Annotated in this window: 14 protein-coding genes; 7 read left to right on the forward strand and 7 right to left on the reverse strand. The window is 33.7% G+C overall.

The window, feature by feature from the left end; genetic code table 11:
- Positions 1 to 98: 98 nt before the first annotated feature.
- Complete coding sequence (gene serB, locus DL91_RS02015) at positions 99 to 1,913, reverse strand: phosphoserine phosphatase SerB (RefSeq protein ID WP_048190029.1); 1,815 nt, start codon at positions 1,911 to 1,913, stop codon at positions 99 to 101.
- Between the two features lie 34 nt (positions 1,914 to 1,947).
- Entirely contained in the window at positions 1,948 to 2,493 is a 546-nt protein-coding gene (locus tag DL91_RS02020; protein WP_048190030.1) for a TATA-box-binding protein, read from the reverse strand.
- Between the two features lie 659 nt (positions 2,494 to 3,152).
- Between DL91_RS02020 and DL91_RS02025 the strand changes: the two genes are divergently transcribed.
- From DL91_RS02025 to fen, 6 genes are all read left to right on the forward strand, one after another.
- A complete protein-coding gene (locus DL91_RS02025; RefSeq protein ID WP_048190031.1) occupies positions 3,153 to 3,563 on the forward strand; it encodes a hypothetical protein in 411 nt (136 codons plus the stop codon).
- A 49-nt stretch (positions 3,564 to 3,612) separates the two neighbouring features.
- Complete coding sequence (gene cyaB, locus DL91_RS02030; RefSeq protein WP_048190032.1) at positions 3,613 to 4,149, forward strand: class IV adenylate cyclase; 537 nt, start codon at positions 3,613 to 3,615, stop codon at positions 4,147 to 4,149.
- 390 nt (positions 4,150 to 4,539) lie between these two features.
- Positions 4,540 to 5,715, forward strand: coding sequence for a homocitrate synthase family protein (locus tag DL91_RS02035; RefSeq protein ID WP_048190033.1), 1,176 nt, complete (start codon positions 4,540 to 4,542; stop codon positions 5,713 to 5,715).
- 97 nt (positions 5,716 to 5,812) lie between these two features.
- A complete protein-coding gene (gene hacA, locus DL91_RS02040; RefSeq protein WP_048190034.1) occupies positions 5,813 to 7,057 on the forward strand; it encodes a homoaconitase large subunit in 1,245 nt (414 codons plus the stop codon).
- A gap of 1 nt (position 7,058) precedes the next feature.
- Positions 7,059 to 7,592: a chorismate lyase gene (locus DL91_RS02045; protein ID WP_048190035.1), complete on the forward strand. Its 534-nt coding sequence runs from the start codon at positions 7,059 to 7,061 to the stop codon at positions 7,590 to 7,592.
- Between the two features lie 61 nt (positions 7,593 to 7,653).
- Entirely contained in the window at positions 7,654 to 8,643 is a 990-nt protein-coding gene (gene fen, locus DL91_RS02050) for a flap endonuclease-1 (protein ID WP_048190036.1), read from the forward strand.
- A 34-nt stretch (positions 8,644 to 8,677) separates the two neighbouring features.
- Here fen and DL91_RS02055 read toward each other — a convergent pair whose 3' ends face one another.
- The 5 genes from DL91_RS02055 to DL91_RS02075 all read right to left on the reverse strand — a co-directional run bounded on the left by DL91_RS02055 (position 8,678) and on the right by DL91_RS02075 (position 15,132).
- Positions 8,678 to 9,283, reverse strand: coding sequence for a DUF2119 domain-containing protein (locus DL91_RS02055; protein WP_369792045.1), 606 nt, complete (start codon positions 9,281 to 9,283; stop codon positions 8,678 to 8,680).
- Between the two features lie 39 nt (positions 9,284 to 9,322).
- Positions 9,323 to 10,576, reverse strand: a complete 1,254-nt coding sequence (gene ahcY, locus DL91_RS02060) for an adenosylhomocysteinase (RefSeq protein WP_048190038.1) — start codon at positions 10,574 to 10,576, stop codon at positions 9,323 to 9,325.
- 247 nt (positions 10,577 to 10,823) lie between these two features.
- Complete coding sequence (locus tag DL91_RS02065) at positions 10,824 to 13,013, reverse strand: CDC48 family AAA ATPase (RefSeq protein WP_048190039.1); 2,190 nt, start codon at positions 13,011 to 13,013, stop codon at positions 10,824 to 10,826.
- Positions 13,014 to 13,312: 299 nt separating this feature from the next.
- Positions 13,313 to 14,617: a prephenate dehydrogenase gene (locus DL91_RS02070; protein ID WP_048190040.1), complete on the reverse strand. Its 1,305-nt coding sequence runs from the start codon at positions 14,615 to 14,617 to the stop codon at positions 13,313 to 13,315.
- A gap of 194 nt (positions 14,618 to 14,811) precedes the next feature.
- Complete coding sequence (locus DL91_RS02075) at positions 14,812 to 15,132, reverse strand: hypothetical protein (protein WP_048190041.1); 321 nt, start codon at positions 15,130 to 15,132, stop codon at positions 14,812 to 14,814.
- Between the two features lie 248 nt (positions 15,133 to 15,380).
- Here DL91_RS02075 and DL91_RS02080 point away from each other — a divergent pair, with 248 nt between their 5' ends.
- Positions 15,381 to 16,442: an mRNA surveillance protein pelota gene (locus DL91_RS02080; protein ID WP_048190042.1), complete on the forward strand. Its 1,062-nt coding sequence runs from the start codon at positions 15,381 to 15,383 to the stop codon at positions 16,440 to 16,442.
- The last annotated feature ends 27 nt before the right edge of the window (positions 16,443 to 16,469 follow it).

Below are 16,469 nucleotides of genomic sequence, written 5' to 3' on the forward strand. Positions count from 1 at the left end.
ATATTAATAACTTTGAATTTTGTCCATTAAATGAATACAAGATTAAAAAAATTCAAAAAAGTAATATAAAAAAAATTTAGAAGTGTTTGATTGAATGATCAAACAATATTATGCTTCTGTAGGAGCCTGAGTTCTTCAGTTGAGAGTTTTTTACCCTCTTTGAATTTCTCGTATATGTCCCTTGCAATTTCCTTTTCAGCCATGTTTTTCTTTTTACTTTTCTCGCTTTCCATATTCCGTTCTTTGGCTTTGACTTTGTCAAGACCTTTATTTTTCCTTCTAATTTCATTAAGAACAGCTTTTACCTCTTCATGTTTTGCGGAGGCTGTTTCACGAGTTTCTATGAACTGATTATGTGCAAGATCTGCCTTTGCTCTTACTTCATCAATGTTTTTGAAGTATTCAAGCATGCTTTCATGTGTTTCCTGAGCTTTGTCAGAAAATTCAACAACCTTAGCATGATGAGCTTCTGAAACCTCTTTAAGTGCAACTGCTTCGGTCTGAACCTTTTCATCTTCTTTCATCTCTGAAAGAGTTTTACTTAGATCTTGAACCTTTTTAACTAGTTCGTTCTCTTTTCTCATGTCAAGAACTTTGGTTTCTATTGTTTTCTCTAGTTTATCAATCTCACCCTGAATTTTAAGTATGTCCCTTCTTCCAGAGGCATATTCCATCTTTTTCAGTTCCTGATTGGTTTCGTCCCGAAGTTTCTTATACTTACGGACTTCTTGGTTGATCTTGTCACGTTCATCCCTGTATTTGAGAGCTTTGTCCAGATTTTCTTTAATACTGGCGTTTAATTCGTCTCTTACCTTTTTGAATTCACGTGCATTTTCATTTAAGTCGTCACGTTCTTTTGTAAGCACTTTAAGTCTCTTTTCGAGATCTTTTTTGTTTGAGAGTAGTTCACCAAAGCTTTTCCCGGCATCAGGATTAGGTTCAGATTTCACTTCAGCTTTTACATCTGGAGATGATTTTTTGGCTGGTGATTCCTTTTTAGATGCTTCTGATGGTTCTTTGGTTGTTTTTTCTGTGCTCTCTGCTTCTTCCTCAACAGGTTCTTTGGTTTCTGCTGGTGTTTCTTCCTTTGCAGGTTCTTTGGTTTCTGCTGGTGTTTCTTCCTTTGCAGGTTCTTTGGTTTCTGCTGGTGTTTCTTCCTTTGCAGGTTCTTCAACTTTTTCTATTGTGGTTTCTTCTTTTTTAGTTTCTGCTATTGTTTCTTCTGGTGCTGTGTCTTCAGCCTTTTCATCTAGGGTTGTTTCATCTGAGGTTTCGTTTTCTTTTTCTTCTTTATTGAATACTTCAAGAACTTCTCTTAAATCTCTTTTTTCAACAACAACATCTGCTTTTTCTTTTAAAACTGGTTTTGCATTGAATGCTATTCCTAAACCTGCTTCTTCAAGCATTGACACATCGTTTGCACCGTCTCCTACTGCTGCAGATTCTTCTGCTTTTATTTTTTCCATTTCCATTATCTCCTTCAGGACTTCTGCCTTTGAGCCTTTTACTAGTGGGCCGCTGACTTCTCCTGTTAATTTTCCCTCTTTTTCATGGAGAACATTTGAAAATGCGTAATCCAAACCTAGGTCATCTTTCATCCGATTGGCGATGATTTCAAAACTACCGGTTATGGTTGCGATTTTATATCCTCTTTTTTTGAGTTCTGCAATAGTTTCTTCTGCCCCTTCCATGAAGGGAATTTTTGAAACGACATCTTTAATATCTTCAACTGAAGCACCTTTTAATAGTGCAACTCTCTCTTTGAGAGCAGTTTCAAAATCTAGATCGCCTTCCATTGCTTTTTTAGTTATCTCTGAGATTTCTGCTTCAACGTCCATTAATTTGCCTATTTCATCTATGGCTTCCCCATCAATAAGAACGTTATCAAGATCGAATGCTATGAGTTTAATCAAAAGATCACCGAGTTAAATCGAGTAAAGGTTAAAATTATATCAAATCCAGTTCAGCTAGTCGTTCTTTTGTTTTCTCTACACCGAGTTGAGCATCTGCATTAGTTTTTGCGCCGGTACAGACTACTTTCCCTGAGCCGAATAAAAGTAAAACAACTTTTGGGTCGTCAAGTCTGTAAACCAATCCTGGGAATTGTTCTGGTTCGTATTCAGTGTTTTCAAGATCCAGAGCAACTGATTCCAAGTTTAATGTTTTTCCGAGGTTTGCTGAAGCAACTATATTTTGGACTTTAATTTCAAATTCATGGGGGATTTCTGTATCAAGAGCTCTCATTTTATCAACAGCTATGTGTATAGCTTTTTTTGAGTCTTCTATTGATTTCGCACCTGTACAAACCAGTTTACCTGATCCGAATATGAGTGCTGCTGTTTTTGGTTCCTTTAGTTTGTAAACCAATCCTGGAAATTGTTCTGAGTTATATTCGACTCCTTCCAGGGCAGGAGCAACTTGTGGAAGGTCTAGCGACTTTCCAAGCGCGGCAGACGCCACGATGTTTTCAACTTTAATTTCTACAGTTGTCATTAAATTTCCTCCAGATGTATTTAATTTATAATCAGAATTTAGTTTAATATTCTATAAATTGTTAATTAATAATTCAACTTATATAAAGATGCTTTTTTTGCCACAATTTCAGTACTTATATATTGTTTTTCAATACTTTTAAATGAAATTTTTGATCTCAAATAGATTTCTTTAAATTAATATGTGATCTTTCATAGGAAATATAGCCTCGAGTATAAATTCCAAGAATTTTGGACTGTGAGATTTTTTTGTATATCATTCCCATTATTGTTCATTTGAATAATCATAACTAAGCATATTTATGAAATTTGATTAAAGTCAGAAATTTTGAATATAATGATCTATTAGTTTTTATTCTTAGAAAATAACAATTAATATTTATTATTAAATTGGTTATTATTAAATTGTTTGAAAATGAAAGTTATTGTTAATCTGGTAAAAATTACTATATAGAACAAATTGAACATTAAAAAGTTGAATAATATAATGAATAGTAAGAATATAAGTTCAATAAAGCCTGTAAAGTGCAGAAAAAAAAATTATATGTATATATAAAATAACATTCAAATAAAAAATTAGTATACTAAAATATATTTATTGCAATTTTTAACACTATTGCATAAGTTTTAAAGGTTTTTTTGGTTTAATGGTGTGAAATTATGATAGGCCCTAAAAAATACCGTAAACAATTATTAGATTTAGGCATCGAAGGCATGGAAATTGATGTTTCAACCATTGACAATGCAATGGATACTTTAAATAAATTAAATGAGATTGAAAAGATTCTAAAAAAGATCAGATACAATGTTCGTACAGATATACGAAGAATCAGACTAGATTATATGGCTAAATTGCAAGAAGTTGATAAATCTGCCAATAAAAAATCTGGACTTTTTGGCCGGAAGAAATCAGTTTCTAAAATAGTTCAAGAAAAAAAGATGCTGACAAAGGAGAGAAACCTTACAATTGCTACTTATGATGTTGTTGAAAATACTATAGACGACTATCTTGATCAGATAGAAAATTCAAGATATTATATAAAGAATTCAATACAGCGAAGGGTGGGTTAAATAAATACTGTTTGTTACAAGATATTATTCCCTTTTGGAGGTATTAATTTTGATAGAAGTAGAAGTCAAGGCAAGTGTTAAGGATTTTATAGATGTTAAAAAGAATTTAATTAAAATCGGTGCTATCAAAATAAAAAATGAGCATCAAAGAGATGTTTATTATAATGCTCCACATAAAGACTTCGTTGAAACTGATGAAGCATTGAGAATTAGAGAAATTCCTGAAAATGGAGAAAATAAGGTTATACTTACATATAAAGGCGCTAAAATGGATGATGTGAGTAAAACTCGTAAAGAAATTGAAGTTGAAGTATTTGATGCTGAAAATATGGGTTTGATACTAGAAAATCTTGATTTTAGAAGTGCTGCAACAGTAAAAAAAGATAGAGATATTTACCATTTGGATGAGTTTATAATTACACTAGACACAGTATACAAAGTTGGGACATTTATTGAAATCGAAATTGAAGCCCAAGAAAATGAGGATACAAGTATTCCACTTAAGAAAATATTTGAAACATATAAAAAACTAGGCATAGAAGAGGGATTTGAGAGAAGATCATATCTAGAACTTATGGAACTATAAATTTTCAAAAATGATAATAAACAATTCTTAAACCATCAATAACTTATTTTACAATATTTTCTTTTAAACTAAAAAACATATAATATTTATTGAATACGAACAGAATAAAACTCTTTTTTATGATTAACTTATTTTTATATTATTAAGTTATGATTAACGGAAAAGTAAATCTATTTAAGCTTAATGATCTAAAAACATTTAACAAATAATCAATGTTAAAATAATGATAAAGATTAATAGAAGAAAATACTCTTCAACAATAGGGAATAAATATTAATTTTGTTATATGGGTATAAATCTGATGAAACTTGATACCATCGAATATTTCCCTAAAATCAATTAGAGACAATGTTTTCTTTTAAATAATTAAACAGAGTAAGGTGGGAATTTGTGAAATACTTGGTAAGCCCGTTCAATAAAGAAGCAAAAATAAAGTTTCCAGAAGAGATAACCGTATATGATACAACATTAAGAGATGGTGAACAAACTCCTGGTGTGTGTTTAAGAACTCCAGAAAAGCTTAAAATTGCTAAGAAGCTTGATGAAGTTGGAATACATCAAATTGAAGCAGGATTTCCTGTGGTATCCAATGAAGAAAAGAGATCTGTTCAAGCTATTGTTAAAGAAGGTTTAAACGCAAAGATACTTTGTCTGTCACGTACTAAAAAATCAGACATTGACACTGCTATTGACTGCGATGTCGATGGTGTTATAACCTTCATGGGAACATCGGATCTACATTTGAAACACAAAATAAAGATGAGTCGGGAAGAAATACTGAATGTTTGTATGAATTCAATTGAACATGCTAAGGATCATGGATTATTTGTTGCTTTCTCTGCTGAAGATGCAACCAGAACAGATCTTGATTTTTTGAAAAAAATATACAAACGAGCAGATGATTTTGGTGTAGATAGAGTTCATATTGCAGATACTGTAGGAGCCATTAGTCCATATGGGATGGATTATCTTGTAAAGGAAGTAAGGTCTACAATCAAAGCGGATATTGCACTTCATTGTCATAACGACTTTGGAATGGCTCTTTCTAATTCAATAGCAGGGTTACTGGCAGGTGCAAATGCAGTTTCAACAACTGTAAACGGAATTGGTGAGAGGGCAGGGAATACTTCATTAGAAGAATTGATCATGTCTTTAAAAATCATATATGGTGTTGATTTGGATTTTGATATTAGCAAATTCTATGAACTTTCAAAACTCGTTGAATCACTAACCCATATGAAGATACCATACAACAAACCCATAGTTGGCAAAAATATATTCCGCCACGAGTCAGGAATACATGTTGATGCTGTTATTGAAGAACCTTTAACCTATGAACCATTTTTACCAGAATTAATAGGACATCAACGTAGAATTGTTCTTGGAAAACATTCAGGCTGCAGAGCTGTCAGAGCGAAGCTTAATGAGTGTGGGATAGATGTTACTAAGGATGAACTTTGTAAAATTGTTGAACAAGTTAAAAATAAGAGGGAAGAAGGTAAATACATCAATGATGAAATATTTAACACCATTGTTCGGTCAGTTAGGGGGCCTTTTGAACTTTAATTAAATTATAAGAGGTTATTAAACATTCTTATCAAAAATAATCTTAATATACATATTTTTCAATAATGTTTTAAAAACTTCTAAAGGATTAATCACTATGAACATAACCGAAAAAATTCTTGCAAAGGGAGCAAATAAGAAAACAGTCAATCCTGGTGAAATAATTGAGGTTGAGGTTGATCTGGCAATGTCACACGATGGAACATCTCCACCCACCATTAACACTTTCAAAAAAATTTCCGATAAAGTGTGGGATCCTAACAAAATTGTTATAATCTGCGATCATACTGTACCTCCAAATACTATTGGATCAGCAGAATTTCATAAAGTCACAAGAAAGTTTGCCAGAGAACAGGGTATAAAAAAATATTTTAATCATGGGGAAGGGATATGCCATCAAGTACTTCCAGAATTTGGATTTATAAAACCAGGTTCCATAGTTGTGGGTGCTGATTCACACACATGTACACACGGTGCTTTTGGAGCATTTGCAACTGGAATGGGTGCAACTGATATGGCATTTGTTTTTGCAACGGGTAAAACATGGTTTCGAGTACCTGAAGCTTTTAAAATCAATGTTGAAGGTAAATTAGGCAAATATGTCACAGCTAAAGATGTTATACTCAATATAATCGGGGAAATAGGCACATTTGGTGCAACTTACAAGACACTAGAATTTCAGGGAAGTACAATCGAACAAATGGATGTATCTGGTAGAATGACCATATGCAACATGGCAATTGAGAGCGGCGCAAAGAATGGTATAATGGAGCCTAACAAAGCGACTCTACAGTATTTACAGGATAGAAACGTTAAATCATTTGATGTAGTAAAATCTGATAAGGACTATGTCTACGAAAAAGAATATGAATTTCAAGTAGACGATATGGAACCACAAATCGCCTGTCCACACAATGTTGACAATGTTGACAATATTTCCAAAGTTGAGGGCAAAACAATTAATCAGGCGTTTATAGGCTCATGTACAAATGGTCGTTTAGAAGATTTGGTACAAGCTGGAGAAGTACTTAAGGGAAAAAAGGTACATGAAGATGTAAGACTTATTATAATACCTGCATCAGCTGAAATCTACAGACAAGCTCTTCATAATGGTCTCATAGATACTTTTATGGATTCTGGAGCAATAATATGTAACCCTGGATGCGGGCCGTGTCTTGGAGGTCATATGGGTGTTCTTGGATCGAAGGAAGTATGTATAGCAACTACCAATAGAAACTTCTTAGGAAGAATGGGTGACCCTGAATCTGAAGTTTTCTTAGCAAATCCTGCTGTTGTGGCTGCTTCAGCAATTTACGGCGAAATTAAAGATCCTAGAGGTTAAAATGGAACAAAATATTCTTGATGGTATCCTAAAAATTGAAAAAGAAGTGGGAAAACTTTCAAACGCCCAGAAAATACTTTTAACCACAGATGGTTCTGTAACAACCATACTCGATGTAATACGGGGCCATGTTAGGATAGAAACACTGGAACAGAAATTTATAGAAGCAGATTCTAAAATGGCTCAATTACTAAATATTGAAGTTGGAGACACAGTAAATTATAGGGTTGTTGTTATCGAAACTCAAGAGCCATTAATCTATGCAATTTCACTTATAGCTGTTGACAGACTTGAAAATGAATTTAAAGAGGATTTAATAAGGGCAGACATGCCAATTGGTAGGATACTCCGGAAACACAATATTGAATCTCGTAGAGAAATTAAATCTGTTTATTATGAGGCACAAGAACCTGAGCTTAAAAAGATATTCAAAGAAGATTCTACAATGCTTACTAGGACCTACAACATAATTCATAACAATGAAATTTTGATTTGGTTGAAAGAGACATTTCCATATAAACATTTCAGAGATTGAATTATAGATTTAATTTTGATAAAGTTTATTCTAGAAATTAAACTGGATACAAGTGGTTAAAATGGGCGTAAAATTCAGAGATATAATATCCCCTGAAAGTATAAAATTTGAACAATTAGAATCTAAAATTGTTGCATTAGATGCAGCAAATATAATCTATCAATTTCTTTCGAGTATAAGACAGGTTGATGGAACACCATTAATGGATCAAAATGGTAACATCACATCACATTTTAGTGGAATACTTTACAGAACTTCATCACTCATTGAAAAGGGTATCAGGCCGGTATATATCTTTGATGGTACTTCAGATATATTGAAAAAGGGTACTCAGGATAAACGAAGAGAAGTAAAGGAAGAATCTCAGAAAAAAATGGAAAAGGCTCTTGAAGAGGGCAGAATAGAAGATGCAAGAAAATATGCTGTTAGAACTTCAAGGATGTCTCCAAAAATTGTTGAAGGGTCTAAAAAACTTCTAGAATTATTAGGAGTTCCATATATACAAGCTAGAGGTGAAGGTGAAGCTCAAGCATCGTATATGGTTGAAAATGGGGATGCTTGGTGTGTTGGATCACAGGATTACGATTGTATACTCTTCGGTGCCACAAAAATGGTTAGAAACCTAACTATAACTGGTGGAAAGTCAAATCTTGAATTAATTGACTTAAAAAAGGTATTAGAAAATCTTGGAATAACTAGGGAACAACTCGTTGATGTTGCAATACTTGTTGGAACAGATTTTAATCTGGGAGTTAAAGGAATTGGTGCAAAAACAGGATTAAAACTTATCAAAGAACATGAAAATATTTTTAATGTAATAAATGAGCTTGACATTGAAATGGAAGTTGAACCAGAAATTTTAAGGAATATATTCCTTAAACATGAGGTTGAACCAAATTATAGTTTAAAATGGAAATCCCCGGATACTGGGGGAGTTGTTCGCTTTTTATGTGGTGATCATGACTTTTCAGAGGCCAGGGTTTTGAGTGCTCTTGATAAATTCAAAAAAATAGACAACAAACAGAAGAGTCTTAAGGACTGGTTTGGATAAAATTTATAATTTTTATTTTTTTTAATTAAAATAGTTAAAAAGCAGGATATTCTCCAAAAAACTCTGCAGCATATCTCTGGGCTCTTATTACTTGTGAAGGATATTTAATTTTAAGTTTATCTTCAAATTCTGATCTATTCCTTGAACCTGCTATTGCCTTCATCACTTCAAGATAAACATTTGTTGAATTTTCTGTTGGTCTGCAAGGCATTTCAAGAGTAATACATACATCATTCCTTTTAAAAAAATTGGTTCTTAAGTATGGTGCCACAGAACTTATTAGAACATTATGCTCCAGTTCTATTAAAGGAGGTACACCTACCTTTTTTTTCCTTTCTATGTCTATGAGTTTAAGGTAACTCTCAGGTTTATAACAGTGTAATTCAACGTATATCTCAGGTTTATGGGTTTTTATAAGTTTTAATATCTTTTCACCCATTGGAGAATGATAATAGAGGGGGTTTAAGGTGCTAATATATTTGCTTTCAGTACAATTGTAAAGAAGGAGTTTTCCATCTTTAACATCGTTTTCATCAAGAAGTTGAATTAGATTTAGGGTTGTTAAACCCTCTTTTCCATGAACTCCTCCTATGAAGACACGTGTAGGTCCTGATCCTTTATCAATTACCTTTGAGAACATAATATCCCGAATTCTTAATTTTAGGGTAAATCCTTTTTATTATGTTCCTTCTTCCCAATTTTTGAGATAAGCAACCTGTTCAGTGGTTAAACTATCTATTTTAATATCCATGGCTTTTAATTTAAGTTTTGCTACATGAATATCTGTTTCATCTAGGGTTTTGTAGACTCCTACTTCAAGTTTGTTGTTTAAGAGATATTTGGCTGCGAGGGTTTGCATTGCAAAGCTCATGTCCATTATTTCTGCTGGATGCCCCTGTCCATGTTCGCCTGCAAGGTTAACTAACCTTCCATCGGCTAAGAGGTATATTTTCCTGTTATCTTCCATTACAAATTCTTTTATATCTGGTTTCATCATTTTAGTTGATTTAGACATCTTTTCTAGGTCTTCTTTGTTGATCTCTACATTGAAGTGTCCTGAGTTGGCTAATATGCAACCATCTTTCATATATTTGAAATCATCTCCAGATACAACATCAACATTTCCAGTAACTGTTATAAGCATATCTGCTTCTTTAACAGCTTCTCTAATTGTCATAACTCTGTAACCGTCCATCCTAGCTTCAAGTGCTCTTATTGGATCTATTTCTGTTACTATAACGTTGGCACCTAAACCATCTGCTCTCATGGACACGCCACGACCACACCATCCATATCCACAAACCACGATGGTCTTTCCTGCGATCAATACATTGGTTGAACCCATTATGGAGTCAAAAGTAGATTGTCCTGTACCATAACGATTGTCAAAGAGGTACTTCATATATGAATCATTTACAGCCATTACAGGGAATTTTAATGCTTTATCTTGGTGCATTGATTTCAGTCTGTATATTCCGGTTGTTGTTTCCTCACAAGCTCCAATTATCTTATCCATCAGTTCTTTCCTTTCTCTATGGACAAGGAATATCATATCTGCACCATCATCAATCAAGATGTCTGGTTCGTGATCAAGTACCTTGTTTATGTTTTCATAATATTCTTCATTTGTTTCGCCTCTCCAACCATACATATGAAGTCCTAATGCAGCACCAGCTGCAGTTGCATCGTCTTGAGTTGAAAGCGGGTTACAACCGGTCATTGCAACTTCAGCACCTCCTTCATGGAGAGTTAGACCTAGATTAATTGTTTTTGGTTCTAAGTGTAAGCAAGATGCAATTGTAATGCCTTCAAATGGTTTTTCTTCCTGAAATTCTTTTTTTATATGTTCAAGAACTGGCATGTGTCTTTGAACCCATTCAATCTTCCTTTTACCTTCCGGTGCTAATGATATATCCTTTACATTGTAACTCATGGTTTCATCCTTCAAAATTGTTATTCAAGTAAATAAAATATCTAAATGAGTTTAAAAATGGATAGTAATTTTTTTTCAATTAAATTTAATATATGATCTGTGTATATTTAAACTTTTTAAATTAAGCATAAAAAATATTTATTAAATTTGGAACGAACTCTAAATTAGAAATATATGATTAAAAATAGAAATATTAGGGGAATTCCCCCTAATTCAATTGATTTTGTTGAATAATTTATTTAGATGTTTATCTATAATGGCTGAGATCTGCTTCGTTTTTGGGTTTAACCTTTTTCATTGCATCCTGGAAATGTTTCATATTTACATTTTCAGATTCAAGGTTATCCCTAAGGGTAAGCATTACAGCTTCACGACAAACCGCTTCTATATCTGCCCCTACAAATCCATCTGTTCTTTTTGCTAAAACCTCAAGTTCAACATCATCTGCTAATGGCATTTTAGCGGTGTGTACTTTGAATATGGCTATTCTAGCATTTTCATCTGGATCATCAACTTTAACATGTCTGTCAAATCTGCCAGGTCTAGTTAATGCGGGATCAAGTATATCCACACGGTTGGTTGCGGCTATAACAGAAACATCTTGAAGCTCTTCGAGTCCATCTATTTCTGTTAATAGTTGATTTACAACACGCTGTGTAACACCTGAATCTGTGCTGGATCCTCCCCTAGTGGATGCTATTGAATCTATTTCATCAAAGAATATAACTGTTGGTGCTGTCTGTCGAGCCTTTCTGAATACTTCGCGAATACCCTTTTCAGATTCTCCAACCCATTTTGAAAGTAATTCAGGCCCTTTTACTGCTATGAAATTGGCATCACTTTCGTTTGCTACTGCCTTTGCAAGGAGTGTTTTTCCTGTTCCTGGTGGTCCATAGATCAAAACTCCCCTTGGAGGTCTTACACCAAACTTCTCAAAACTCTCAGGATATTTGAGAGGCCATTCAACAGCTTCTTGAAGCTCCTGTTTTGCACTTTCAAGTCCTCCTATATCATCCCATTTTATATCAGGGACCTGTACAAGTACTTCACGCAGGGCAGATGGCTGTACTTCTTTAAGAGCTTCTTTGAAATCAGATTTGGTTACAATAATTTTCTTAAGAGTTTCAGAAGATATTTCTTCATCTCCCTTTATATCGGGCATTACCCTTCTTAGAACTCTCATTGCAGCTTCTTTACACAGTGATTCAAGATCTGCTCCTACAAATCCGTGGGTTGTGTCTGCCATTTCCTCGAGGTCAACTTTATCATCAAGTGGCATTCCTCTTGTGTGTATCTGTAAAACTTCGCCACGTCCATCCTTATCTGGAACTCCGATTTCGATCTCTCTGTCGAATCTTCCGCCCCTTCTTATTGCTTGGTCAAGTGCATCTGGTCTGTTGGTTGCACCTATTACAACTACTTGTCCTCTTGATTTAAGACCATCCATAAGTGTGAGTAGCTGTGCAACTGTTCTTCTTTCAACTTCTCCGGATACTTCCTCTCTTTTAGGAGCGATAGCATCGATTTCATCTATGAATATGATTGATGGGGCATTTTCTTCAGCTTCTTCAAATAATTCCCTTAACCTCTCTTCGGATCCTCCAACATACTTGCTCATTATTTCTGGCCCGTTAATGGTTATGAAATGTGCATCGCTTTCGTTTGCTACTGCCTTTGCAAGGAGTGTTTTTCCTGTTCCTGGTGGTCCATGCATTAAAACGCCTTTAGGTGGGGAAATTCCCAATCTTTCAAAGAGTTCTGGTCTTTTTAGAGGAATTTCTATCATTTCTCTTACTTTTTTAACTTCCTCTTTGAGGCCACCTATATCTTCATAGGTTACATCAACTACATTTTTTACTCCTTCAAGCTTTGAAACGTCAACTGGTTCGGTTTGAATCTCTACATCGGTTAAATCTGTTATTTGGACTACACCAGCTGGTTTTGTTGAAACAACTGCGAGTTTTATCTCACCCATAGGTGCTACATCTCTGAAGAATTCATCGAACAGTCCTCCTGTCCTCATTGTTTGCTGTTGTTGTTGTCTCACACCTGTTATGATCATGTCTCCCATTGTGAGCACTCTTCCTAGAAATGCTGGTTTTACTTCTCCTCTTATCATGATCTGTTGTTCGACTGGTGCTAATACAACTTTTTTGGCTTCTTTATAATCTGCACGTCTAACAATTACTTCTTCGCCTATTGAGGTACCAGAATTTTTTCTTATGTACCCGTCTATTCTTATAATTCCCAGGCCTATATCTGATTGTGAAGATGCGACTCTGGTGGCGGTTAATTTTTTACCTTCTATTTCAATGATATCTCCATCAAGGAGATCGAGTTTCTGCATACATGCAGGATCAATTCTTGCAATTGACCTTCCAACATCTGCCTGTGAAAAGGCTTCTGCTACTTTTAATTTCATTTCTTTATTTTCCATTTAAAACCCCTCCATTTACTATCCGTATGTCAGGTTGAATAATTATAATCGTATAAAAAAGATTTTAACTTCTATTTATATTTTAGTTAACTTATGTTACTATAACCTTGTTTTTTCTAACATATATATATTGTGTTTTAGTGTTAAAAAATTTGTCGAATGTTAATAATTAGTAATAATAAAAAAAAATTAACATTCTAATAGTTTTATAGTACAAAAAATTAACATAAACTTAGTAAATCCAAAATTAACTAAAAATAACTAAAATTATAATGAATGGTCTTGGAATGGGTTAAAATCTAGCGTATTTGGCTTCCAAATCCCCTTAACAATTTTTCTACTGCAATGGATGCATTTTCATTTATTATAGAATATCTTATTGTAACGCTTACATTTCCCTGGGGAATCTGATTGCCTTGGTAAGTGTCTATTACTTTGGCCTCAACTACGTCTTGTAAATTGTTGACTGTATTGGCTATAATATCTGGATTGCATCCTTTTGGAAAAATCCCAGAAATATCGTAACTTTTTTTTGTGTAATTTTCCAACTTCCATTGGAGGAGTTCCTCATTGTTTAAAACTTCTACATTAGATAATTTAAGACGAGTAGAGGATTTGTTTTTTGTTAATGTTAAAAAATCTGGTGTAAGTTTATCTAAAATCCCTATGTGTACTTTTCCTGAGTAGATGTGTCTCAAACCCACTTCTCGGCCCACCTGTTTTTTGAGGGTACTCACCTCTTCAGTAAGAACAGATATAGCTTTATCTGATCTTCCCAGAGCAGATTCAAGATCATCAAGATGTTTTGCTGCAGAACTCATTGAACTAACAAACTCTTCCTGATTTTCAGTAGCGATCAGATCTTTAAGTTCGGTGAATGTGTTTAGGAAAGTTTCATGTGTTTCTTTGATATAACTGTTCTTAGTCTGTATAGAATACACTAAATAAGGATTTTGTGCAGTTATTCTAGCAATTGTATCTAACATTAAATTGTAAATTGGGCTTGCGAATTTTCTAGATTCTTTAATATCTATATCTAGTTTTTCAATTGTCCTTGCAATACTAATATATGTAAAATGAGTGAGCCCTTGTACTATACTCATCATCCTATCATGTATATCTGGAGTTGTGACGATAATCCTAGCATTTTCTGATTCAAGAAATTGAAATACTTTATTATACCATTTCCCCGTTTTAATAGGTGTCAGCACAATTACCTGCCCATCAAGAGTTCTAATTCTAGGACCGAACATGGGATGGCAAGGGAGAACTTCAACACCTTTAGCTGCATATTCCTGCATTATTTCTGAAGGTTCCTTTTTTACAGACGTGACATCCATAATTAAGGATCCTTCTTTCATTACAGGTCCAATCTCTCTAATGGTGTCTGGTGTAGCATCAATGGGTACGGATATAATAACAATATCTGCATTGGATGCTGCCTTAATATTATCTTGAATATACTCTACACCTAATTTCTTAGACACTGATTCGCCAGTAATTTCGTTTCTTCCAGTAACAACTATATCTAAACCTTTTCTACTTAAAAACGTAGCTATCCACTTTCCAAGGCCTCTAGTGCCTCCAATTACGGCTATTTTCAAAAGAATGTTCCCCATTAAATTAATTTTAAGAATGTTACAATTTACTTAATCCCATAATTCTTGATATGTCTATTAACATCAAGATATAAAAAAATACGGTTATTACCTAGAATTTCATATCTTCTAATCAAATACATAATAAATTAGAATGTGGATACAGATTATGTTAAGTATATAATGGAATATCAAGTTTTTTATAAATTTACTGGTTCTATCTTTTCTTCTTCATTTACTTCAGATATATTTTCAAGTGCTCCTAATACTTCTTTTAATTTCCCATTTTCCATTGCATTATTGAATTGTTCAAGTTCTAAAAGACTTTTTAAGAACAAACCTCTTCTTTTAATTAAATTGCCATGTTCATCTTCTGGATTTATTTCAACCAGAAAAGTTTCTTTACCAGCTTTTTCGGGAGTTTTAACCAAAAAAATCCCATTAACTGATGTAGGAACCCTTTGCCATGCTTTTACTCCATTTAAAGCTTTTTTTATCCTTACTTCTATTTCATTAACCATTTTTTATCTCCTCCAATTAATTCTTATGTTTGAAGTATTATAAAAATTAATCATTTTTAATAAATTAGTAATACATTAGTTATTTAATAAAAAGAAATAAAAAAAAGTTAGGACATTTCAAATGAAATATATTAAATATGGTGTTTTTAAAATTTAGTAGATAAATAGAAATTTTACAATAAAAATAACTGTGTGTAATAAAAGAAATTAAAATTACTACTCATTCAAATTTAACTGTGGTGTTTAAAGTGCGTATTGTTTATCAGGATACTAAAAAAGGCGTTATTGAAGTTGTTCCAGAAACACTGGATGATTTATGGCACTTATCACATATAATAAAGGAAGGAGACTTAGTTTCATCATTAACTAGCAGAAGGATTCAAGATTCAACTGGTGAGCGATTAAGAAGTGATAGGGGAATTAAAAAAACATTTTTCATGGGTGTCAGGGTTGAAGAAATAAGTTTTCATAAGTACACAGGAAAACTCAGGGCCACAGGCACTATAGAACAGGGACCCGAAGATCTGGTTCCATTGGGATCACATCATACACTAGATTTGAAACTTAAAAATTCTGTAAAGATAAAAAAAGAAAGATGGTCTAAATGGAATATTAAACGACTAAAAGATGCTATGAAGGCATCTAAAAAACCATCTGCACTTATTGTTGCGATTGAAGATGATATTGCAGACATTGGTATTATAAGGCAGTATGGGATAGATTATGTGGGCCCTATAATGGGGAGTGTGTCCGGGAAGAGAATTGTCCAAAAAAACCGTAAACAGGCAATAACTGACTTTTTTACAGAGTTAGCAGAGACAATTAAAGGATTCAATGATGTGCAGGTCATTGTACTTGCAGGACCCGGATTTTCAAGGGGTGAATTTTTTGAATTTTTAAACCAGAAATATTCTGATCTTGCCAAAATATCCCTTCTTGAAAGTACAGGAGCTGGAGGAAGAGCAGGGATAGCTGAAGTACTGAAAAAGGGTTTAATTGAAAAAATGGCAACAGAGGGAAGGATAGCACATGAAATTAGATTAGTTGAAGATGTGTTAGAAGAAATAGGCAAATCCTCTAAGACAGTTACATACGGTAAAAAAGAGGTCAAAAAAGCAGCACAATCCGGAGCTATAGAAACTCTGCTTGTTATTGATGAGATGGTACGTGAAAGGAATATTGAGAATCTCATGGATCAAGTTGAAAACATGGGTGGTAAAGTAATGATAATAAGTAGTGAACACGACGGTGGGAAACAGCTCTCAGCACTTGGTGGTATAGCAGCATTATTGAGATATAGCTTAAATTAATTCACTATCGATGAAGGAAAGGTGTAA

Origin of the sequence: Methanobacterium sp. SMA-27, from assembly GCF_000744455.1 — an archaeon.
In the GTDB taxonomy this organism is placed as follows: domain Archaea; phylum Methanobacteriota; class Methanobacteria; order Methanobacteriales; family Methanobacteriaceae; genus Methanobacterium_B.

Excerpts from the sequence above, each read along its gene's own strand:
- ahcY (WP_048190038.1), bottom strand. The coding sequence starts at position 10,576 with ATGAGTTACAATGTAAAGGATATATCATTAGCACCGGAAGGTAAAAGG.
- DL91_RS02055 (WP_369792045.1), bottom strand. The coding sequence starts at position 9,283 with ATGTTCTCAAAGGTAATTGATAAAGGATCAGGACCTACACGTGTCTTC.
- DL91_RS02075 (WP_048190041.1), bottom strand. The coding sequence starts at position 15,132 with ATGGTTAATGAAATAGAAGTAAGGATAAAAAAAGCTTTAAATGGAGTA.
- hacA (WP_048190034.1), top strand. The coding sequence starts at position 5,813 with ATGAACATAACCGAAAAAATTCTTGCAAAGGGAGCAAATAAGAAAACA.
- DL91_RS02020 (WP_048190030.1), bottom strand. The coding sequence starts at position 2,493 with ATGACAACTGTAGAAATTAAAGTTGAAAACATCGTGGCGTCTGCCGCG.
- fen (WP_048190036.1), top strand. The coding sequence starts at position 7,654 with ATGGGCGTAAAATTCAGAGATATAATATCCCCTGAAAGTATAAAATTT.
- DL91_RS02065 (WP_048190039.1), bottom strand. The coding sequence starts at position 13,013 with ATGGAAAATAAAGAAATGAAATTAAAAGTAGCAGAAGCCTTTTCACAG.
- DL91_RS02045 (WP_048190035.1), top strand. The coding sequence starts at position 7,059 with ATGGAACAAAATATTCTTGATGGTATCCTAAAAATTGAAAAAGAAGTG.
- DL91_RS02025 (WP_048190031.1), top strand. The coding sequence starts at position 3,153 with ATGATAGGCCCTAAAAAATACCGTAAACAATTATTAGATTTAGGCATC.